Below are 19058 nucleotides of genomic sequence, written 5' to 3'. Positions count from 1 at the left end.
TAAACTAATCTTCGTCGTCCAATTTCTTTTCTAAGCGCTTTTGTCCGTATTCCTCAATGGAGAATATAACCCCAATCATTACAGCAGTAAATACCAAGGATGAAAGAAATGTAATCCCCAACACTGCTAAGAAATGACCATCAAAAATCCCAGTATACTTTTCGCCGTACATGGAATAATTTTTTACTCCATTGATCATTGAGATTACGATACTTATGCCGATAATCACTGCTGACCATACTTTTTTTCTCGTTTTCGGATTACTTGTCGTGCTATAACCTGCAAAAGAACCTCTGATCGCCAGATAAAACGCCGACACGATTAAGACGATCAATTCTGTCATATACTCGGAGACCGGCTGATTCATGAGGTATGCCTTAATAAAAATTGACAGCATTACCAACGTACTCACTAAAATGAACGCCTCACTTTGAAGCTGATTATTTAACTGCGTGATCCGTTCATCCCGGACTTTTTTATGCATTCTCATCTTATGATTCCTCCCAAAATAAATCGTTTAATGTTTTGTTGAGTGTTTTACAAATGGCGATACACAGCTTTAATGTCGGATTGTACTTTCCCGCTTCGATCAATCCGATGGTCTGTCTGGTCACACCAATGGAATTCGCCAAATCCTCTTGGCTCATGTCATTTTCCAATCTCGCGATCTTTATTCGCTTATTTTTCACTTTTCAACACAATCCTCCCTTTTCATTTCTACGATTTCATTGTAGCTTATAGCAAACATTTTGTAAACTATATATTGCATTTAGTTCAGTATACTTTACAAAGGATAGAAAGAACCAAACTTCCGCCTAAAATTCTGTGAACGAAAAAAACACCCGGCAGTTGATTGCTGGGTGTTGGTGCACGTTAATTGGTTACTTACTCCCTACCGCAATAGACTTCGATATGCTGCGGCAATACTTTGAATGACAAGGGCAGTTCAGGCCCTTCGTCGCCATCCACACTTGGGTGCAGGTCCGCGGATTCTTTTACTTCCAGACGGCCTTCAGTAAAGGGAGTGTACCCGATATTTTCTGTCGATTCATCGATACCTCTGATAATATCCGGTACACTTTTCAGTCGATCGGCAATGCTCTGATCCTTCAAATACAGCAGGTATAATTTTCCGTCATTGTTTTTTGCTTCAGGAACGATGTGGGTAAAGCCGCCAATGGTCCGTGTCAAAACGATCACCACCGCGCTGCTGTCGATCTCGGTGCTCTCGCCATCAATTTCCAATACGAAATGATAGTTTCCATCGTTAAAGACTTCTTTGACGCCATTCACAAAGTAAGCCAATTTCCCAAATTTTGTCTTTTCTTCCACGTCTACGTCACTAATGGCTTCAGGTATACTTCCCACCGAAACGATATTCATAAAATAGTCGTCATTGAGCTTTCCAATGTCTAGCGCTGTTTTTCGCTTAGGGTCAAAAGAATCGATCGCCTCTTCAGGGTCCATCGGAATATTCAGCGAACGACCTAAATCATTCACCGTTCCTAACGGGAAAAAGCCGAATGTTGGACGATACGGCTGTTCCGCCAATCCGCTGATCGCTTCATTGACCGTGCCATCCCCGCCCATCGCAAAAACACTATCGACCTCTTCTTCTGCGGCTTTTCTGGAAAACGCCGTCGCGTCTCCCTCCTGCTCCGTTTCAAGAACTTCGACTTCCTCATAAAATTGCTGCAATTTCTGTTGGGCACGGTCTTTATATTTCTTAGCCTCTTCATTCCCAGAACTAGGATTGACAATCAAGACTGCTTTTTTCATTGTTCGTTTCTCCCCTTCCATCTATCTGGAAAATACTGCGTATCCGTTTTCTATTTTTTCAGTATAACAGGTACAGGTTGATTTCCAGCGGGAGACGACTTATCCATAGAGTCTCTGCATAGTAATCAAAGAACTTCCGTAGTAAATCAAAATCAATTTATGCTTTCTTATATCGGGTATTTTTGATAGGTATAGCTTTTTTCTGACAGAATAAAGAAATTGTCAGATAATGAAAGCTTGTTTTTGTGACAACTGGGTCAAAATCAGATGCCAGAATCTTTGACATTGGCTAACGGAACCTTTTATTCGCTATAAGCGCATCGTTAAAAGAACCTAAAGCCTTCTTTAAACATCATAGCGCTGTGACAATTTTTGTTTGTGGGCAGACATGATCTCTTGAAATGAAATTCCATATTTGTCTGCGAGAATAACTATGTTGTCCAGCACATCCCCCAATTCTTCTGTCAAATTCTCTAATTGTGTTGGAAAATCTGAGGATTCCTCATCTGGACGGTCTCTGCCAATTTCAATCGTTCGAATTGCGCGACTTACCTCACCCACTTCTTCTGCTAAAAAATTTGCTCGAATAAACGGATCATACTGGTACCAATTTCGTTTTTTATAAAATTCACTGATCCATGCTTGATACTCATTCAATTCCATCATGCTCCCCCCTTTTACGAACGTAAGTTCTGACTCTATGGTATACTAATTTAAATGCAAAAGGAAGGGTTGAAAGAAATTGAATATTGTTGTTTATTGTGGCGCCAGCAGCGGGAATGATCCTATCTATCAGCAGGCTGCCGAAAAACTTGGCGGATGGATCGCTGAACAAAAACATACATTAATATATGGAGGCGGAAAGGCTGGATTGATGGGGATCATCGCTGATTCAGTGATTGCAAAAAATGGTGAAGTGATCGGTGTCATTCCAACTTTTTTAAGGAATAGAGAATTGGCACACCCCAATCTGACAAAAATGTACACGGTCGATACTATGTCTGAAAGAAAGCAAAAGATGTTGGATTTAGGCGATGCCTGTATTGCCCTTCCTGGCGGACCTGGTACTTTAGAAGAAATAACTGAGATGATCTCTTGGTCAAGAGTCGGTCAAAATCCCAACCCCTGTGTGCTATTTAACGAAAATGGCTTCTATGACCCATTAAAAGATCTGTACGATCATATGGTCAAAAGTGGCTTTCTTTCAACTCAAGACAGAGAAAAAACACTTTTTTCCAATTCACTCAATGAAATCAGTGAATTTATCCAAGAGTACACTCCGCCTGAAGTACGAACGTATTAACGATGAAAAAACAGTTAGGTGAAGTTGATCATCAACGATTTTTCACACAAAAAAAAGGGACTTTCAGATTTGTGAAAGTCCCTTGTTTTGATTCAGTCAATTAGTCATTCAAGTTGTACCGTAATTTCATATGCTCTGAGCCTGAGATGACCATATCGCCAAATAATTTTGTTTGACGCTTGAAGGATTCATCCGCCAATTTTTCGTTGGCTGCTGCTAGGAAGCCTTGAACGTCTTTTTCACCTGCTGCTGCTTTATCCGTTTCGTTTTGGATCACGTGGTAAGCGGACATTGCTTCTAATTCAAAGGTGTTGCGGAAATCTACATAAAAGTCGTAATCTGTATCCCCAAGCAACGCAGTCGCACAGCTCAACCAATACATATTGTTCATATCAAAAGTTCCCGTCGCATCTTTGTAGCATGACGGTGTGTCGTTGACATTGGAGTAGAAAGGCACCACTGTATTGAAGGTATTTGCCCCATAAGCCAACCAATGAACCCCAGCAATTTCAGCTGGTACATTGTTGCGAATTTGCAAAATGTGGACGTTGTGGTTACGGTTGATCCCGATTGGACGTAATTTCGTTTTTTCAACTTCTGTACCATCACCGTAAGGGTCAAATTCCGTGTTTTCGAAGTGAGAACTCAAGACAAATTTTACATCTTCGATAGAAATCTTACGGTTTGCCCGACAGATAAATGGTAAATCTTGATCCATAACTTCTTGTTCTACATCTGGTGTGAAATATTTTTGGCCATACCATGCCCGAGGATTGTTGTAAACCGTATCTTTAATAGAAGAGCTGCCAAAAATATGACGCAAGTTGTAGCCATCAAAATCTGGATTCAACTGATTGTCATCGATCAATGCCTTTAAATCCTTTGAACATAAAGTATCTGCGGAATCAAAATCAAAGTGATCAATGTTCATTCTGTTTGGTGCAACGACGTAAGCATCATCTGGGATACGTACGGCTGCCCAATGATGACCACCGATCGTTTCCAACCACCATACTTCTTCTTTATCAGAAAAAGCGATACCGTTTGGTTCATAAGTGCCGTATTCCTCCAATAAAAAGCCCATCCGTTCCACGCCTTCTTTGGCGCTGTGGATGTATGGCAAGACCAATGTCACGATATCTTCTTCACCGATGCCGCCTTCAACATAAGGATCAAGTCCTTGGATTCGTGGATTTGTCGTGATTGTTTCTGTCGCAGACATGGCGATATTCTCGCTATTGATCCCTGCTGCGGGCCAAATGCCGTTCGTTAAGATCGAGTTTGGCATAGATGTGTAACGCATTGGATTGTCAGGCAATTCAATCGTTACTCCGCTGATCACAGATTGATAAGATCTTGGTTGGTCTTCTGGTTGAACGACCACAAAACGTTGTGGGTCTAATGCTTCATGCCCATCATCGTTCCTTGAAATCATAGTTGAGCCATCGATCGATGCTTTCTTTCCGACTAAAATACTGGTACATGAACCTTTTACTCTCTTTGTCATACTTGAAACACTCTCCCTTTTCATGGTATCTCAAGTATAACGCTAATAAAAATAAACACCAAACGAAACCCTATTCAAAGATTTTCGCCACCAGTTCTCCTGTTTTTTCAGTTCCCTGTTCTTCTAATGAACGAACGATTTTTGAACCGATCACCACCCCATCACAGACTTCTTGGAAATTTTGTACCTGTTCCTTGGTCGAGATTCCGAAGCCAGCCAACACAGGAATCGTACTAACAGCTTTGACAGTAGCCAAATGGTCCATCAGATCTTGGCGGAAGTGTTGATCCGTTCCGGTGATGCCGTTGACTGTGACCGCGTAGATAAAGCCTTCCGCATCCTTTGTCAATTCCTCGATCCGCTCCTTTGGACTCGTCAAGGATACCAGCGTCAGCAGAGCCATATCTCCTAGATCAGGAGCCACTAGATCCCGGTGTTCATAAGGAAGATCAGGAATGATAAAGCCTTGGACATCCGTCTCCTTCAACTCTTCTACCAGCTCCTTGATACCATAATGGAAAAAAGAATTGCTGTAGCCCATCAAGATCAGCGGGACACTTGAACGCATGTTTTGCAGCTTCGCGATCAGCTTCTTTAAGGTTACTTGCTGAGCAAAAGCTCGTAGCCCAGCAGCTTGAATCGTCGGTCCATCCGCAACTGGATCGGAAAAGGGCACGCCCAATTCGATCGCCGCTGCACCTTGTTCCGCCAGCATCTCGATTTCTTCTTCCAATTTATCCAATCCCTGTGCGCCAGCCATGATGTAGGGCACAAATAGTTTTTCCGTTTCTCCTCGGCTTTTTAACGTCTTAGTTAAAGGTTTCATTCTGCTGCCTCCATTCGTTCTTTGATTTGCTGGACATCTTTGTCTCCACGACCAGAAAGATTCATCACAAGAATCTGTTCCTTACTCATCGTTGGTGCGACCTTCATAACTTGAGCCAACGCATGAGAACTTTCCAACGCCGGAATGATGCCCTCTAAACGTGATAAATAATGGAAGGCTTCCACCGCTTCCTCATCGTCGATCGCCGCATATTCCGCCCGACCGATAGTATGCAAGTAGGAATGCTCTGGCCCAATACCGGGATAATCCAACCCAGCCGAAATCGAGAAAGCCTCCAGCACTTGTCCGTCGTCGTCCTGCAGTAGATGCATCTTAGCCCCATGTAAAATGCCGACACTGCCTTTATTGATGGAAGCCGCATGCTCTTCCGTGTCCAAGCCGTGCCCTGAAGCCTCCACCCCCATCAAACGAACATCTTCGTCTTCAATAAATGGATAAAACATCCCCATCGCATTGCTGCCGCCGCCGACACAGGCGATCACTAAATCGGGCAAGCGGTCCTCTGCCTCCATGATTTGTCTGCGAGTCTCGATTCCGATCACACTTTGATAGTCACGTACGATCTCGGGAAACGGATGCGGACCTAAAACAGAGCCCATCACATAATGCGTGTCCTCTACCGTCGCCACCCAATAACGCAGCGCCTCATTCACCGCATCCTTCAAGGTCTTGCTGCCAGAAGTGACGCTTTCTACCTTGGCACCTAACAGCTCCATCCGAAAAACATTCAAGGCTTGACGCTTCACATCGACTTCCCCCATGAAGATCGTGCACTCCATACCGAAAAGTGCCGCTGCGGTTGCTGTTGCTACGCCATGCTGGCCCGCGCCTGTTTCAGCTACGACTTTGCGTTTGCCCATTCGTTTTGCCAGCAGCACCTGTCCAAGAGCGTTATTGATTTTGTGGGCTCCTGTATGATTCAAGTCTTCCCGTTTTAAATAAATCTTTGCGCCCCCCAGCTCACGAGTCAAGCGCTCCGCAAAGTAAAGAGGATTCTCACGGCCTACGTATTGCTTCAAATAATAATCCAGTTCTTCTTGAAAAGCGGGATCTTTTTTTGAAGACTCGTAGGTTTCCTCCAATTCCTTCACCGCGTACATCAAGGTTTCTGGAACAAACTTCCCGCCGTATTCTCCGTAAAAACCTGCTTCATTGGGTTCTTGATACATCTAATCACTCCTGTTTTTATTTTTTTGTGGTTTATTTTTAGTTTCGTATTGTTCTTTTTACAGCGTCACAAAATTGCTGGATTTTAGCCAAGTCCTTTTCTCCTGCCGTCTCTACGCCGCTGGAGACATCCACGACACGCGGATGAAAATACTGAATGGCTTCACCCACATTTTCAGCAGTTAATCCTCCCGCTAGCCAAAGTTTTTCTTTCGGAAGATTTCGCTGATCAATTAATTGCCAATCAAATGTGCAGCCATTCCCTCCCATCAGCTTGGCGGGCGGGGCATCCAATAAATAAAACGGATATTGCCCGTAAGTCATCGTTTCAGCTTCGTTACTGCCAAAGGCTCGAATGATTGGTCGAGAAAGCTTTGTTATATTCGTTGGCCCGTGGATCTGGACCATGTCTAATCCCGCTTCCGCGATGATGTCCTCCACTGCTTCGTTTGTCGGTGAAACAAATACACCGACCTTTTGAATTTCCTCTGGCAGATTTTGTGTTAATTTTCGAACCTGTTGCGGAGTTACTTGACGAGGACTTTCTGCAAGGACAAACCCTATATACGTTGCCCCGGCAGTTACCGCCGCCTCGATCGCAGCCGGAGTTTTTAACCCGCAGATTTTGATTTGAGTCATGTTCGTTTCACCCTCAATGCAGCGATTTTTTCTGCTGGATCACTTGCCCGCATCAGTGTTTCTCCTACGAGTATTCCATGAAAGCTTTGGCTGACTTTTTCGACATCTTCTCTGTCTTTAAAACCAGATTCACTGATATAAACCGTTTCACCTTCCGGCTGAACCAAATCAAGACTGGTTTGCACTGACACGTGGAAGGTTTTCAAATTACGGTTATTGATACCGATAATTTTCGCCCCAATTGCCTGCGCCTGCTTCAATTCGTCTTCGTCGTGTACCTCGACTAGCACTTCCAAGCCGCGAGCCGTTGCTTCTTGATAAAGGGCGGCTAATTTTGTGGCGGACAAGGCGGCGACGATCAGCAGTACGATGCTCGCCCCAGCCTGTTTAGCCCGCTCAAGCTGGCGCACATCAATGATAAAATCCTTGCAAAGGATCGGCACATTAACTGTCTGAGCGACTGCCGCCAGATCTTCGATGTGTCCCTTGAAAAAGACAGGATCGGTCAATACTGAAATGGCGCTGACCCCCGCCGCTTCGTACGCTTTGGCCTGCTTCAAAATATCGACCTCTTCATTAATATCTCCCTTTGATGGCGAGGCACGTTTGATCTCGCCGATCACATGCATGGTTTCCGGCTGGTCTTTGACGGTTTGATAAAAGGAAGGCCGCGTCTTAACAGGCATTGGTTCTACAGAAGCTAGGTCCTCGACCTCCTGTTTTTTTTCCTTCAAAATCGTGGTTAAAAAATCCATTACGCCACCTCCTGTTGTTTCATGATCAATTGCTGGAGACAATCATAGGCTGCTCCTGAGAGGATGGATTGCTCCGCCTCTTTGATTCCTTCTACCAATGTTTTTACCCGTCCGCTAGCTAAAAAGCCTAAGCCGGCATTCAGTAACACTGTCTCATAATATGCAGAAGGAACGCCTCGCAAAACAGATAATAAAATATCTTTGTTTCTCTCAACTGAGCCGCCGACGATTCCCTCCAGAGGAACCCGCTGAAAACCAGCTTCCTCAGGGTCAAAAGAAAATTCTTCCACCGCACCGTTTTGATACAGCGCGCAATGCGTCGCTCCTGCCAGATTCGCTTCATCCATTCCACCATGTCCATGAACAACGATGGCGCGTTTTCGCCCGAGTTGTCCCAAAGTCTTAGCCGTTTCCATAAGGGCTTCTCCTGCATAGGTCCCCATCAATTGATGTTCCAACGGGTACGGATTAATGATCGGTCCTAATAAATTAAAAATCGTGGGCGTCGCCAATTCTTTTCGAATGTGCATAACCGCCCCCATCGCTGGGTGTAAATTCGGTGCAAATAAGAAAGCAATACCTGTTTCCTTCAATAAATAATCAATTTTCCCGGGGCTGACTGTTAACGAAATCCCTAACGCCTCCAAGACATCCGCGCTGCCAGATTTACTGGAAATACTGCGGTTGCCATGCTTCGCCATCGGAATTCCTCCACCCGCCAAAACAAAAGCCGCCGTCGTACTAATATTGAAGCTGTGGGAATGATCGCCGCCGGTCCCACAGTTATCCATCACGCCGGAGGGAGCCGCCATCATGGGTGTCCCTTTCCCTTGCATGACTTGTGCTAAGCCTGTCAATTCAGCCGCCGCAACGCCTTTTACTTTCAGCCCTACCAACAATCCGCTGATCTGACTATCGGTCAATTGCCGGTCAAAAATGGCTTTGCCCACCTGCTGCATCTCACGAATGGATAAATCATTGCCGCGATATACTTTTTCAAATAATTCTTGCATTTAAATCCCTGCTTTCTGTAAAAATTGCGTAAGGTAACTGGCACCGTCTTCTGTTCCGATCGATTCTGGATGGAATTGCAATCCGAAAACGGGATACCTTTTGTGACGGATCGCCATGATGCAGCCGTCCACTTTCTCTGTTACTTCTAAATCCTGCGGTACAGCTTCTGGATCGATCATTAGCGAATGGTAGCGCATGACTTGCCGCTCCCCTGAGACCCGTGATTGTTTCCCGTGCATGATCGTGGGTGCACCGATGATTTTTCCACCGAACACTTCACCGATGGCTTGATGTCCGAGACAAATGCCTAAGATCGGTTTTCTGCGATAAAAACGGCGAATCAGCAGTTCAATTTTCCCAGCTTCTTCAGGCTTTCCCGGTCCTGGCGACAGGACGATCGCGGAAGCCTTCTCTGCGGTACGTAATAATTCTGGATCGTCGTTTCGTAAAATAGTTAAATCCTCTGGCAAAAGCTGGACCAGATTATACGTAAAGGAATCGTAATTATCGACAAGTAAAATCATTTTCTTACCTCCATCAATGCTTTGGCTTTTTGCAATGTTTCAAAATATTCACTCGTAGGATCAGAATCATAAACGATTCCTGCCCCGGCTTGCACATGCGCGTTGTTGTCTTTGATGACCATCGTGCGAATCGCAATGGCGAAATCCGCTTGATCCTCTACACCTAAAAATCCGACCGCTCCTGCATAGATCGAACGTTTGACCGTTTCAAATTGATAAATCCGAGTCATTGCTCGAATTTTTGGTGCGCCGCTGACGGTTCCGGCTGGCAGAGTCGCCTTCAGCGCGTCCATCGCGGTGCGTCCTGGCTGTAGCCTTCCTGTCACTACGGAGACAAGATGCATAACGAAGCGGTATCGCTCGATGGTCAAATAGGTCGGCACCGTCACAGAACCGCGAACCGCAACTTTTCCCAAATCATTTCTGCCAAGATCCACCAGCATTCGATGCTCCGCGATTTCTTTCGGATCGTTTTGCAGCTCGATTGCTAATGCTTCGTCCTCCTGTTTATCCGCCCCCCGTTTTCGCGTTCCCGCGATCGGGTTCGTCGTTACGGTATCGCCTTTGACTGTGACTAGGCTCTCCGGCGAGCTGCCGATAACCTGAACATCTGGAAAATCCAAATAGTAAAGATAGGCTGACGGGCTGCTTTTTCTCAACTGACGATAATAGTCAAAAGGCGCACTCGTGAATGCCGCCGACAATCGTTGGGAAGGAACGACTTGGAAGAGGTCCCCCTCCACGATTCGTTTCTTCGCTTGCCTGACGATCGCCTCAAACTCGCCTTGAGAAAAGTTACTGGTGAATGTCAACGGAGGAAGATTCCCCTCTGGCAATTCGATTTCCTGTTGAAGCGTTTCTTCGAGATTTCCCATTCGCTCTTCTAATCGAGCTTCTGAATCTTCGCTGTAGCAGTTTCCGACCACCAAAGTAGTGATTTGCTTCTGCTTGTCATAAATTACGTAGGATTCATACAGATAAAATTGTAGGTCTGGTACATTCAGCTCATCTTTCGGTATCTCCCCGATGTCTTCGTAGCACGCAGCAACATCGTAACCAACATACCCTATTGCCCCGCCTTGGAAAGGAAGTTCCTCCTGACACTCCTCATCAATCAGAACCTGTTTTTCCAATTCCTTTAACGGATCGGTACACGAAATTTTGTCATCGTTGATACGAAATTCTCCCGCTTGAAAAGTCAGCAGCTTGACTGGATCAAATGCGATGATCGCGTAATCCTGAACCTCAGATCTTCGTTCAAAGATGCAGGTTCCACGATTCTTCAAGCGATAAAAAATGGTGATTGGATCAAGCTTCTTATTAGATAACTGTTTAATTTTTTTCATCTTAAGGCTCCTTTATTTATTGATTGATTTTTACTGAAAAATGTTTTTTATTTACAACTAAGCGTGAAGATAAACTCGCAGCTACCTCGTTTTGAGGGTGTTCCTTTTTCAAAAAAACGAAAAAGTAACTTTGATTCTCGTCACGCATACGATTTTTCTAATCACGCTAAAGCGTGAAGATAAACTCGCAAAAAAAGCCCTCAAACCAAAAATAAACTTTGGTTTGAGGGCGCAAATAGCACGGTACCACCTCTTTTTACTGTTCGTAAACAGCAACTCTAATCGTCTAACAACGATCGTACTCTGTAACGGGAGCACCCGTCGTTCCCTACTGTAGTTCAAGAACGTGCCAACAAGTCCATTCACTAAGGAAAAAATGTTTCTTCTCATCAACCGAAACTTTCTGTGATTTTTTCTATCCTAGCTACTTCTCTTGTTTATGCTTTTGTTTTATTAAATTGATGCTTCTCTGAAGGACAAATTCATGCGCCTATCATTAATCTGAGGGAAAACTCTTTTCAAGGGTGGTCTTTTTTTTAAAACAAAAAAGCCCTCAGACCAAATAAACTTGGTCTGAGGGCGGATAATCCACGGTGCCACCTCAAGGATATGCCAAACAAGGCATTTCTCAATCAGTCGTCTAACAACGACCTTACTCTATATCGGGAGTTCCCGGAAGTTCCTACTATACGTTCAAAACTTCGTCCAAAAGTCCATTCGCATAATTCTCCTTACTGATTCGCAGCACCATCAGCTCTCTGAAAAAGGATTCGTTATGTTACTTCTCTTTTGTAAGACGCTTATTTCGTTGAATATTACGCGTTATCCTTCAACTTGTCAACCGTTTTTGACAACTATTTTTCTATGAGAGCCTAAAACTGTTCCCATTTTCGATATATTGCTAAAATAAATGTATTGGAGGCGAGTTCGATGAAAAACATGCACATTGGAACACTCACTTGGCTGCGCCATTTTTTATCAGGCAGTTACTTTAACCGCGGAAATGTCTGGCGCGTTTTCCCAGAGTTTTTTCAATCTGCGGAGGAGCAAACATACCCTGTTCCCGGCTTGAAAAAGGCCCGCTCAATCACGCGGGAAGGCGAAAAAGCAACGTGTTTAGACATGACACCGCAAGGACTGACGCTGACGGAAGACTATCTGCTGATTTCTGCCTATTGTCACACCCACGAACATCATTCTGTCATTTACGTCGTGGATCGCCGAAATGGCGCCAAGCTCAAGACGATCCTCTTGCCGGATCTGCCCCACGCAGGCGGTCTGGCCTATGATCCGACCCATCGGAAACTGTGGGTCAGTAATACACTTGGAAAAAACGCGGCGGTTGCAGCAATCACTCTCGAAGCGATCCTACACTATTCAGAAAAACAGGGCCCGATTGCTTATGAACAAAAAGTCCCTTTGAAAGAACTGCCTCGCGCCTCTGCTTTGACCTATGACAATGGGTATTTAGTGGTCGCCTTGTTTGCCTTGAAGGAACGTGGAACTGTCGTGTGCTACCCCTTTGATGACGAGGGGAATTTGACGCAGAAACCAAATGTTTCCAATCACTCACCGAACCTTGCACCCCTTGCTTCACCCTTTGGCTCGATGGCGATTCCGAAAAAAATTCAAGGCGTGACCTTTTATAAACAGTTCATGCTTCTTTCAAAATCTTGGGGCAAGCAGCCTGGGCAAATTTTTATTTTTGATATTCATAAAACCACTGATTTCTCAGATATTTCCCAAGCCATAAAAATCATCGAGACGCCCCCTTATCTCGAACAGATTTATGTAGAAGGCAACACACTCTTCGCACTATTTGAGAGTGGCGCTGCCGCTTACCGCAAAAAAACCTCTTTTGTCGTCAAAGAGGTTTTGCAGCTAGATTTACTTTCACTTATTCGATAAGTGCATCCCACCTCTTCAAATCGTTTTGAAGAGGTGTCACGTGACTGTTCCCAAATACAGGAAACCATCTGGAGCGCCCGGTGCACCTTTTGTGATTCCAAAGTTGAAATTCTTTCCGCTCTCTTCTGTCGCTACAGCTAAATGACATAGAGCGATCCCTACATCCAAATCTGTCATTTTATACATGATCCCCGGCAATCCGTTGATTTTCTTCTGCCTGTATACAAATAGCACACCTGGTTTTGCAATAATATACCACGGCTGACCATTTAATCCTGAGGGCGCTAATCGAACCGCATCTAAGCGAGAATCCGTTCCTTCAGAGATTTCCTTCAGCGGCTTGCGGTCAAAATCCGTTAATGTTCGCTTCTCTTCCTTTTCTGGATACCCAAAGGCCATCCCAATGATGAAATTCGGCTCGGCTTCTTTCGGCTTCAGCATCCCTAGCCAACGCGAAGCATACCCTTTGGAAAACAAATACAGATCCACATGCTGAAACAAAAATCCTGCACAGGTGTTTCTTAAAAATTGCTCCTTGCCATAAATCAAAAAATAATGAGGCGCCTTGGGAATCCCCATACCCTTGACTTCTTCTGGACCCACGATCTTATAGGTAATCTCCGCATCTGGCACTAAGGGAGGGATTGTTTGAATAAAGCTTTTGATATCAGCCAATGCCTCTCCTGATAGCGGCTGGTCCGTGAACTTACGTGTCGATTTTCGTGTGAAAATACTTGAATACAACGTCATAAAAAGCCTCCTTTTCCCGCTCGTTTCTTTCACTATAGGATACATCTCATTCCTTCGCAACAAAAAAAGCATCAGGGAAAAATCCCCGATACTTCCTAATCGACATATTTTGATTCTGTGTTATTCAACCATGCATAACCAAGTCCCATGACCAATCCGCCGCCGATAAAGTTTCCAATCAGCGTGAAGAATAGATTGTGGGCGACATTTCCAGCCGTCATCTCAGCAATCGTTCCATGAGAAGCAAAGTAAGCTAAAGAAAATGCTGGGAAATTCGCGATGACGTGCTCAAAACCTAAAAAGGCAAAGATGAAGATGATGAAGATGATCGCCATGACCTTCGCTGCATCGTCTTTCATTCGCAGACTGACTAAAACGGCAGTGTTTACGACGATATTCGCAAACATCCCTTCTACTAAGATTTGACCAGTGGATTTTGTCAACTTAGACGCGATCCCGGTAAACATATAGTTGTCTGGTTCTAAGTGTCCAAAAGGAGCGGTCAATGACAATAGATAGCCGCATAGAACGCCGCCAATCAAATTGAACAAAATACACGTAAATAATAATTTCACCGCAAAAGAGACGGACATCTTTTTCTTGTACACACCGATCGTGGTGTACAGCATATTCGACGTCCCTAATTCCGCATTCATAAATAGGATCATGACCAATGACCAGCTAAACATAAAGGCATACGCCATTTTTTCCAAACCAGGAATCGCTTCCTGCATTCGAATAGCGATATAAAAAGCAATAGCCGTTCCTAAAGCTAAAAAGAGACATGCAAGCATGGAACGTACTGCATAACGAGGCAAACTCGAATTAAACAAATCCATTTTTTTACTGATTGAATACTCCAACTGAGCCATCAAGTCTGAATGAGGCTTCACATGCTTTTCGTTTTCAGACGCAGGTGTTTCTTCAATTTCCATAAATAAATCCGATTTCATAAGGTTCCTTCCTTCTTGGCAAAAGCCATAATGTACAGGTATCATACAGGATTTCCAAAATATTTTCAATGAAAAGTTGTAAAAAAATGTAATGTTGAGAAAAATTGCACAAGTTATTTATTTTTTTTAATAAAAACCGTATGATTGAGTAAAAGAATGGAGGAATGTTTCATGACAAAGCAAACATTAAAAGCTGAAGTTGAATCACTCGGCGGCATGCGGCTGAAGTGCTCTTCTCGCGGATTTGAATTTATGATCGATGAACCAACCGGTGTCGGAGGAACAAACGAAGCGATGAATCCATTAGAGGCGCTGCTTTGTTCGTTGGGCGCCTGCAAAATGATGGTCGTTCGGTTCTTTTATCAAGCAAAACAGATCAACCTGCATTCAATGCGGGTCGAGATTTTAGGTGAGATCGATTCGGACCGTTTAAAGGGCAAACCGGATGTAAAGATCGGTTTTTCTAAAATCATTACCAACTATTACATTGATGCGGACAATACCGAGGAAGAGATCGAAGCACTGGTGGCTTTTATCGAAAAAACGTGTCCAGTCAAAGACACGATCGTCCATGCTCCAGAAATGGAGCTGCATATCAATCCCTAAACAAAAAGAAAGCCGAACGCTTGATTTCTTTCACTGTAGAAAGCAATCAAACAGTCGGTTTTCTTTTATTTATGGAGTTGCGAGTTTCATTGTCCCATTTTTATGCCAATTTTTCTTCTACTTTCGGGTCACTGCTCCCCTTTTTCGAGGCAAAGGAGAGAATGATCCCCAAGGCAATCGAACAAAAAGCAGCGACGATCACCCGAAGATTTTCTGGTAATAAAAACACGATCGTGTGTACAGGAATCCAGAAGAAGATCCCAACTTTTAACCAATTGAAGGTCACAAAGGACACCCAATCAATTTTCCCAATGATTTTTTTTAACGTCACTGGCTCGTTAGCCGCTGCTGATTCGATCCAAATGTCCATGACACGGTGGAAGGTATTCATCGCAGGGGCAAAGGTCAGATTCATAATACTGCTGCCGCAAAGGGCCTGGACGAAAGTCACTCCGGCAAAAGGAAGCAGTTTTCCTGCCTGTGCCGCGCCGGCACCACCCATAAAGACTGGAAAAACGAGGGTTACCATACAGCCGATGATTCCCCAAACGATCGCCCGGAATAAAACCTGCAGCGACAATTGATAGTTTCCCGAAGCGATCCGCTTGCCTAGGATATCCCCCATCGTCGCCAGTATCGCGAACTTGATAAAGCCGCCGATATAAGGATGAGCACTACTTGACGCTAAGATTGGATCTCTCGTCACAGGGATCACGAACAACGCCAGTAATCCAGCCAACAAAAGAACCCAGATAATGTCTCCTTTTTTCATAGTCTCCTCCTCCTATCATTTAGGCGGCTGGTATTCTTTGTCCATCACCACCACTGCTTTGATAACTTCGCCGCTAAGAGAATCCGCCTCTGCCTGATTGATATTCTCAAAATCATAGTATTTAATAAATTGGTCAAATGGAAATTCCCCGCGTTTGTAAAATTCGATCAGATTCGGCAAATGGTATTTAGCGATCGTATCTCCGATCAATACCCCGCGAACCTTTTTATTCCCGAAAACAAGATCAAAGAACGTATTCACTTCAAAGTTTTTCTGCGTAACCGCTAGTGGGACGAAGGTTCCAGAATTGCTGAGGGAGTGAAGCGCTTTGGTCATCACAGGTCCAACGCCTGTGGAGTCGATGACGTAATCCAACCCTTTTCCGTCGGTTAATTCCATAATGAATTCTTGCGGATCATTTTCTTTGCTGTTGAAAATATGACTGGCGCCTAATTCCTTCGCTTTTTCCAAACGACCGTCATTGATGTCGATTGCCACGATCGGGTAGCAGCCTGCGATTTTCGCTGCCATGACCGCTGAGAAACCAACCGCTCCCGTTCCAAACACCGCGATTCCTTCACCGACCTTTGGTTGCAGGACACTCAGGACCGCACCGCTTCCTGTTCCTAATCCGCAGCCCAATGGTCCCAATAAGCGCAGATCCACGTCTTTATCTACCTTCACGATATTGGATTCCTCAGTCAAGCTATAGGTAGAGAAGGAGGATTGATTAAAGAAGTTGTTGACCTCTGTACCATCTTCTGTGTGCAGCACAAATTCTCCCCGAGGATTTTTCCCGATATTGTTCACCGCAAACCATTTTTCACAAGAGGATGGGTGTCCTTCTACACAGTGCTTGCATTCCCCGCAATACGCGTAGGACAGAATCACGTGGTCGCCCGGTGCCACGGAAGTTACCGCATTTCCCACCTGCTCAACGATCCCTGCACCTTCGTGCCCCAAAACATTTGGAAAGTTGATGCTGTTTCCATTTCTTTCTCCGTAATCTGAACGACACAGTCCAGACGCGACGATTTTTACTAAAACGTCCTTCGATCCGACCTCGGCCAATTCTAGTTCGGTAATTTCATAGGGTGCGCCCTTTTCCTTTACTAATGCTGCTTTGATTTTCATGTGTGTTGCCCCTTTCCCTGTTCATTTGTTTTTTTACGAAATGTGTACGCTTCTTTTGTCCTTTTATTAAGACTGATCGTCTTAAGCGTCCGAGCTGGTAAATTGCTTCAATTCTTCCTGTCCTAAGACGACCCGTTCGGCTCCTTTTGACAGAGCAATCATTTCATGTTCCCCAGGAGCAGTGATGATCGGAGCAATGAAGCCTACCCGTTTTTTCAGTTCAGAAACGACCATTTTTGAGTAAGCGACGCCGCCGGTCAAAGCGATGCGATCCACTTGTCCGTTTGTCACAGTTGCCAGGCTCCCGATTCCTTTGGCAATTTGATAAATGTACCCTTCATAGACCGTCTTCAGCTCTTCATCGCCTGCCGCCACGCGTTCTTCGATTTTTTTGGCGTTGCTCGTCCCTGCGTAGGACTTCAAGCCGCCTTCCCGCTTGTAGATCCGCATCATTTCTTCCAATGAATGCTCGTAGCACATGGGCATCACGTACTTCAATGGCAATCCGCCCGTACGTTCTGTTGAAAACGGCCCCTCATCATCAGAGATCAAGTCGATCATCTTGCCTTTATGATGAATACTGATGGTATTTCCTCCACCTAAGTGAGCGACGATCACCGTCGCTGTTTGATAATCCAGTCCTTCTTCCCGTGCAACCTTCATCGCCACCGCCCGCATATTCAAAGCGTGACCGATACTCTTGCGTTCGATCCCCTTCAATCCAGAAATACGAGCCACATCCTCAAATTCATCTACTGACACCGGATCATAGATCAAGGCGAGCGTTTTTTTATTTCCCTGTTCTTTGATTTCGTTTGCTAGAATCGCTCCTAAATTCGAAGGATGCTCGATCTTCGTGACCCTTCTTAAATAGTCGATCATCTCTGCATTGACTTCATATGCCCCAGAAGAAACCGGTGGCAAACTCCCTCCGCGTCCAGCTACAGCGTCTAATTCTTTAGGATCAATGCCCTCCTCCTTCATAAAGGCTAATAATATATCTCGACGAAATTCCATTTGATCGACGACCTTTTGAAATTTTCTTAGTTCTTCTGTTGAATGAGAAATGCCCTGTTCCTTGATGATTTCTCCATCCACATAATAGGAAACTTTCGTAGAGGTCGATCCAGGATTGATTGCTAAAATTTTCATTTGTCATCCCCTCTTGCTGCAATACATAGCGACTAAAATTGAGTAGACCTTCTCCTCTTCCGTTGACCCGCGTGACACCATAACGATTGGCACGCTAGCGCCCATGATCAGGCCAGCCATTTGGGCACCCGCCAAAACAGTGAGACTTTTGCCTAAAACATTCATCGTGGTGATATCCGGGCCTACGACGATATCCGCATCGCCTGCAACAGAACTTTCATAATGCTTAATCCCCGCCACCTCTTTGCTCAAAGCCAAGTCCAACGAAATCGGTCCGTCGATCCAGCAACTTTCTGGTGCTTCGGACTGTATTTCCCGCATGATTTCTTCGGCCTCTACCGACGACGAAATTTTCGGATTCACTGTTTCCGCCGCAGCTAAAAGGCCTACTTTGGGTTTGGCAACGCCGATCTTATTCATGACTTCGATTCCGTGGGCGATCAGTGTCTTTTTCTCTTCTTTACTTGGTGCGGTGACCATCCCGCCGTCTGTTGTCAGTAATAATTTATGGTAGGTAGGAATTTCATTCAATGCTACATGGCTCAATAAGCCGCTGGCAGCAATGCCCTTTTCACGATCCACTACCGCTCTTAAAAAGGTCCGCGTTTGAAGATGACCCTTCATCAAAAAGTCGATCTCGCCCGCTCGTACCATTTCTACCCCTATCGCGGCACATTCTTCCTCCGTTTCCGCTGCAACGATCCGTGCAGAAAACGCATTTTGGGTGACGATTTCGAGTATTTTTGCCTCGTCTCCAATCAAGACCGGCTCCAAGTAGTCCCGCACCTTTTCATGAAAGACAGATTGAATCGTCACCTCGTCATTGGCACAAACCACACCGATGCGAATCTTCTCCTTACTAGAAAAATTTGCAAGCAACGCATCAAATTTCTGCATCGTCG

Annotated in this window: 21 protein-coding genes and 2 other annotated features; of the genes, 3 read left to right on the top strand and 18 right to left on the bottom strand. The window is 44.8% G+C overall.

Annotation, left to right across the window (positions count from 1 at the left end):
• Positions 1-4 precede the first annotated feature (4 nt).
• The 4 genes from A5868_RS15975 to A5868_RS15960 form a co-directional block, all read right to left on the bottom strand.
• Positions 5-490, bottom strand: a complete 486-nt coding sequence (locus tag A5868_RS15975) for a DUF6773 family protein (protein ID WP_086304791.1) — start codon at positions 488-490, stop codon at positions 5-7.
• A 1-nt stretch (position 491) separates the two neighbouring features.
• Positions 492-689: a helix-turn-helix transcriptional regulator gene (locus A5868_RS15970; RefSeq protein ID WP_086304789.1), complete on the bottom strand. Its 198-nt coding sequence runs from the start codon at positions 687-689 to the stop codon at positions 492-494.
• A gap of 196 nt (positions 690-885) precedes the next feature.
• Complete coding sequence (locus A5868_RS15965) at positions 886-1779, bottom strand: diacylglycerol/lipid kinase family protein (RefSeq protein WP_086304787.1); 894 nt, start codon at positions 1777-1779, stop codon at positions 886-888.
• Positions 1780-2124: 345 nt separating this feature from the next.
• Complete coding sequence (locus A5868_RS15960; protein WP_086304785.1) at positions 2125-2442, bottom strand: MazG nucleotide pyrophosphohydrolase domain-containing protein; 318 nt, start codon at positions 2440-2442, stop codon at positions 2125-2127.
• A 79-nt stretch (positions 2443-2521) separates the two neighbouring features.
• Between A5868_RS15960 and A5868_RS15955 the strand changes: the two genes are divergently transcribed.
• The gene (locus A5868_RS15955) at positions 2522-3082 is read left to right on the top strand and encodes a TIGR00730 family Rossman fold protein (RefSeq protein WP_086304783.1); all 561 of its coding nucleotides are present in this window, start codon (positions 2522-2524) and stop codon (positions 3080-3082) included.
• Positions 3083-3182: 100 nt separating this feature from the next.
• On the opposite strand, the gene A5868_RS15950 is transcribed toward A5868_RS15955, so the two are convergent.
• From A5868_RS15950 to trpE, 8 genes are all read right to left on the bottom strand, one after another.
• Positions 3183-4589, bottom strand: coding sequence for a C69 family dipeptidase (locus tag A5868_RS15950; protein ID WP_086304781.1), 1407 nt, complete (start codon positions 4587-4589; stop codon positions 3183-3185).
• Positions 4590-4659: 70 nt separating this feature from the next.
• The gene (gene trpA, locus A5868_RS15945; protein WP_086304779.1) at positions 4660-5415 is read right to left on the bottom strand and encodes a tryptophan synthase subunit alpha; all 756 of its coding nucleotides are present in this window, start codon (positions 5413-5415) and stop codon (positions 4660-4662) included.
• Positions 5412-6605 (bottom strand): tryptophan synthase subunit beta, encoded by a 1194-nt coding sequence (gene trpB, locus A5868_RS15940; RefSeq protein WP_086304777.1) that lies wholly within the window; start codon positions 6603-6605, stop codon positions 5412-5414. Before trpB ends, trpA begins: the two co-directional genes overlap by 4 nt.
• A gap of 37 nt (positions 6606-6642) precedes the next feature.
• A complete protein-coding gene (locus tag A5868_RS15935) occupies positions 6643-7242 on the bottom strand; it encodes a phosphoribosylanthranilate isomerase (RefSeq protein WP_086304776.1) in 600 nt (199 codons plus the stop codon).
• Positions 7239-7997, bottom strand: a complete 759-nt coding sequence (trpC, locus tag A5868_RS15930; RefSeq protein ID WP_086304774.1) for an indole-3-glycerol phosphate synthase TrpC — start codon at positions 7995-7997, stop codon at positions 7239-7241. The genes A5868_RS15935 and trpC overlap by 4 nt, the downstream gene beginning before the upstream one ends.
• On the bottom strand, positions 7997-9010 hold the full coding sequence (trpD, locus tag A5868_RS15925; protein WP_086304772.1) for an anthranilate phosphoribosyltransferase: 1014 nt from the start codon (positions 9008-9010) through the stop codon (positions 7997-7999). Before trpD ends, trpC begins: the two co-directional genes overlap by 1 nt.
• Positions 9011-9535 carry an anthranilate synthase component II gene (locus A5868_RS15920; protein WP_086304770.1) on the bottom strand — a complete coding sequence of 175 codons (525 nt, stop codon included), beginning with the start codon at positions 9533-9535 and terminating at the stop codon, positions 9011-9013. It lies immediately after the preceding gene.
• Positions 9532-10881, bottom strand: coding sequence for an anthranilate synthase component I (gene trpE / locus A5868_RS15915; RefSeq protein WP_086304768.1), 1350 nt, complete (start codon positions 10879-10881; stop codon positions 9532-9534). Before trpE ends, A5868_RS15920 begins: the two co-directional genes overlap by 4 nt.
• A gap of 222 nt (positions 10882-11103) precedes the next feature.
• Positions 11104-11330 (bottom strand) — a binding site (T-box leader).
• A 123-nt stretch (positions 11331-11453) separates the two neighbouring features.
• Positions 11454-11685: a binding site (T-box leader), on the bottom strand.
• A 126-nt stretch (positions 11686-11811) separates the two neighbouring features.
• Here trpE and A5868_RS15910 point away from each other — a divergent pair.
• Positions 11812-12789: a YncE family protein gene (locus A5868_RS15910; protein ID WP_086304766.1), complete on the top strand. Its 978-nt coding sequence runs from the start codon at positions 11812-11814 to the stop codon at positions 12787-12789.
• A gap of 36 nt (positions 12790-12825) precedes the next feature.
• Here A5868_RS15910 and A5868_RS15905 read toward each other — a convergent pair whose 3' ends face one another.
• Together A5868_RS15905 and A5868_RS15900 are read right to left on the bottom strand one after the other, a co-directional pair.
• On the bottom strand, positions 12826-13539 hold the full coding sequence (locus A5868_RS15905) for a nitroreductase family protein (protein WP_086304764.1): 714 nt from the start codon (positions 13537-13539) through the stop codon (positions 12826-12828).
• Between the two features lie 95 nt (positions 13540-13634).
• Positions 13635-14432 carry a formate/nitrite transporter family protein gene (locus A5868_RS15900; protein ID WP_374044137.1) on the bottom strand — a complete coding sequence of 266 codons (798 nt, stop codon included), beginning with the start codon at positions 14430-14432 and terminating at the stop codon, positions 13635-13637.
• Positions 14433-14663: 231 nt separating this feature from the next.
• Between A5868_RS15900 and A5868_RS15895 the strand changes: the two genes are divergently transcribed.
• A complete protein-coding gene (locus A5868_RS15895; RefSeq protein ID WP_086304760.1) occupies positions 14664-15098 on the top strand; it encodes an OsmC family protein in 435 nt (144 codons plus the stop codon).
• A gap of 100 nt (positions 15099-15198) precedes the next feature.
• Here A5868_RS15895 and A5868_RS15890 read toward each other — a convergent pair whose 3' ends face one another.
• From A5868_RS15890 to A5868_RS15875, 4 genes are all read right to left on the bottom strand, one after another.
• Entirely contained in the window at positions 15199-15870 is a 672-nt protein-coding gene (locus A5868_RS15890; RefSeq protein WP_010779311.1) for an Mpv17/PMP22 family protein, read from the bottom strand.
• 15 nt (positions 15871-15885) lie between these two features.
• Entirely contained in the window at positions 15886-17004 is a 1119-nt protein-coding gene (locus A5868_RS15885; protein ID WP_086304758.1) for an NAD(P)-dependent alcohol dehydrogenase, read from the bottom strand.
• An 81-nt stretch (positions 17005-17085) separates the two neighbouring features.
• Positions 17086-18156: a butyrate kinase gene (gene buk / locus A5868_RS15880; protein ID WP_086304756.1), complete on the bottom strand. Its 1071-nt coding sequence runs from the start codon at positions 18154-18156 to the stop codon at positions 17086-17088.
• Positions 18157-18159: 3 nt separating this feature from the next.
• The gene (locus A5868_RS15875; RefSeq protein ID WP_086304754.1) at positions 18160-19053 is read right to left on the bottom strand and encodes a phosphate acyltransferase; all 894 of its coding nucleotides are present in this window, start codon (positions 19051-19053) and stop codon (positions 18160-18162) included.
• Positions 19054-19058: the final 5 nt, after the last annotated feature.

This window comes from Enterococcus sp. 12F9_DIV0723, from assembly GCF_002174375.1.
GTDB classification, from domain to species: domain Bacteria; phylum Bacillota; class Bacilli; order Lactobacillales; family Enterococcaceae; genus Enterococcus_A; species Enterococcus_A gilvus.
Note: the sequence above shows the minus strand (reverse complement) of the source record. Positions and strands in the feature narration are given on the sequence as shown.

What these genes read in the sequence shown, in the direction of transcription:
- A5868_RS15890 (WP_010779311.1), bottom strand. Translation starts at nt 15,870, where the DNA reads ATGAAAAAAGGAGACATTATCTGGGTTCTTTTGTTGGCTGGATTACTG.
- trpB (WP_086304777.1), bottom strand. Translation starts at nt 6,605, where the DNA reads ATGTATCAAGAACCCAATGAAGCAGGTTTTTACGGAGAATACGGCGGG.
- A5868_RS15935 (WP_086304776.1), bottom strand. Translation starts at nt 7,242, where the DNA reads ATGACTCAAATCAAAATCTGCGGGTTAAAAACTCCGGCTGCGATCGAG.
- trpE (WP_086304768.1), bottom strand. Translation starts at nt 10,881, where the DNA reads ATGAAAAAAATTAAACAGTTATCTAATAAGAAGCTTGATCCAATCACC.
- A5868_RS15920 (WP_086304770.1), bottom strand. Translation starts at nt 9,535, where the DNA reads ATGATTTTACTTGTCGATAATTACGATTCCTTTACGTATAATCTGGTC.
- A5868_RS15960 (WP_086304785.1), bottom strand. Translation starts at nt 2,442, where the DNA reads ATGGAATTGAATGAGTATCAAGCATGGATCAGTGAATTTTATAAAAAA.
- A5868_RS15950 (WP_086304781.1), bottom strand. Translation starts at nt 4,589, where the DNA reads ATGACAAAGAGAGTAAAAGGTTCATGTACCAGTATTTTAGTCGGAAAG.
- trpC (WP_086304774.1), bottom strand. Translation starts at nt 7,997, where the DNA reads ATGGATTTTTTAACCACGATTTTGAAGGAAAAAAAACAGGAGGTCGAG.
- trpA (WP_086304779.1), bottom strand. Translation starts at nt 5,415, where the DNA reads ATGAAACCTTTAACTAAGACGTTAAAAAGCCGAGGAGAAACGGAAAAA.
- A5868_RS15975 (WP_086304791.1), bottom strand. Translation starts at nt 490, where the DNA reads ATGAGAATGCATAAAAAAGTCCGGGATGAACGGATCACGCAGTTAAAT.
- A5868_RS15885 (WP_086304758.1), bottom strand. Translation starts at nt 17,004, where the DNA reads ATGAAAATCAAAGCAGCATTAGTAAAGGAAAAGGGCGCACCCTATGAA.
- A5868_RS15965 (WP_086304787.1), bottom strand. Translation starts at nt 1,779, where the DNA reads ATGAAAAAAGCAGTCTTGATTGTCAATCCTAGTTCTGGGAATGAAGAG.
- trpD (WP_086304772.1), bottom strand. Translation starts at nt 9,010, where the DNA reads ATGCAAGAATTATTTGAAAAAGTATATCGCGGCAATGATTTATCCATT.
- A5868_RS15895 (WP_086304760.1), top strand. Translation starts at nt 14,664, where the DNA reads ATGACAAAGCAAACATTAAAAGCTGAAGTTGAATCACTCGGCGGCATG.
- buk (WP_086304756.1), bottom strand. Translation starts at nt 18,156, where the DNA reads ATGAAAATTTTAGCAATCAATCCTGGATCGACCTCTACGAAAGTTTCC.
- A5868_RS15910 (WP_086304766.1), top strand. Translation starts at nt 11,812, where the DNA reads ATGAAAAACATGCACATTGGAACACTCACTTGGCTGCGCCATTTTTTA.
- A5868_RS15905 (WP_086304764.1), bottom strand. Translation starts at nt 13,539, where the DNA reads ATGACGTTGTATTCAAGTATTTTCACACGAAAATCGACACGTAAGTTC.
- A5868_RS15875 (WP_086304754.1), bottom strand. Translation starts at nt 19,053, where the DNA reads ATGCAGAAATTTGATGCGTTGCTTGCAAATTTTTCTAGTAAGGAGAAG.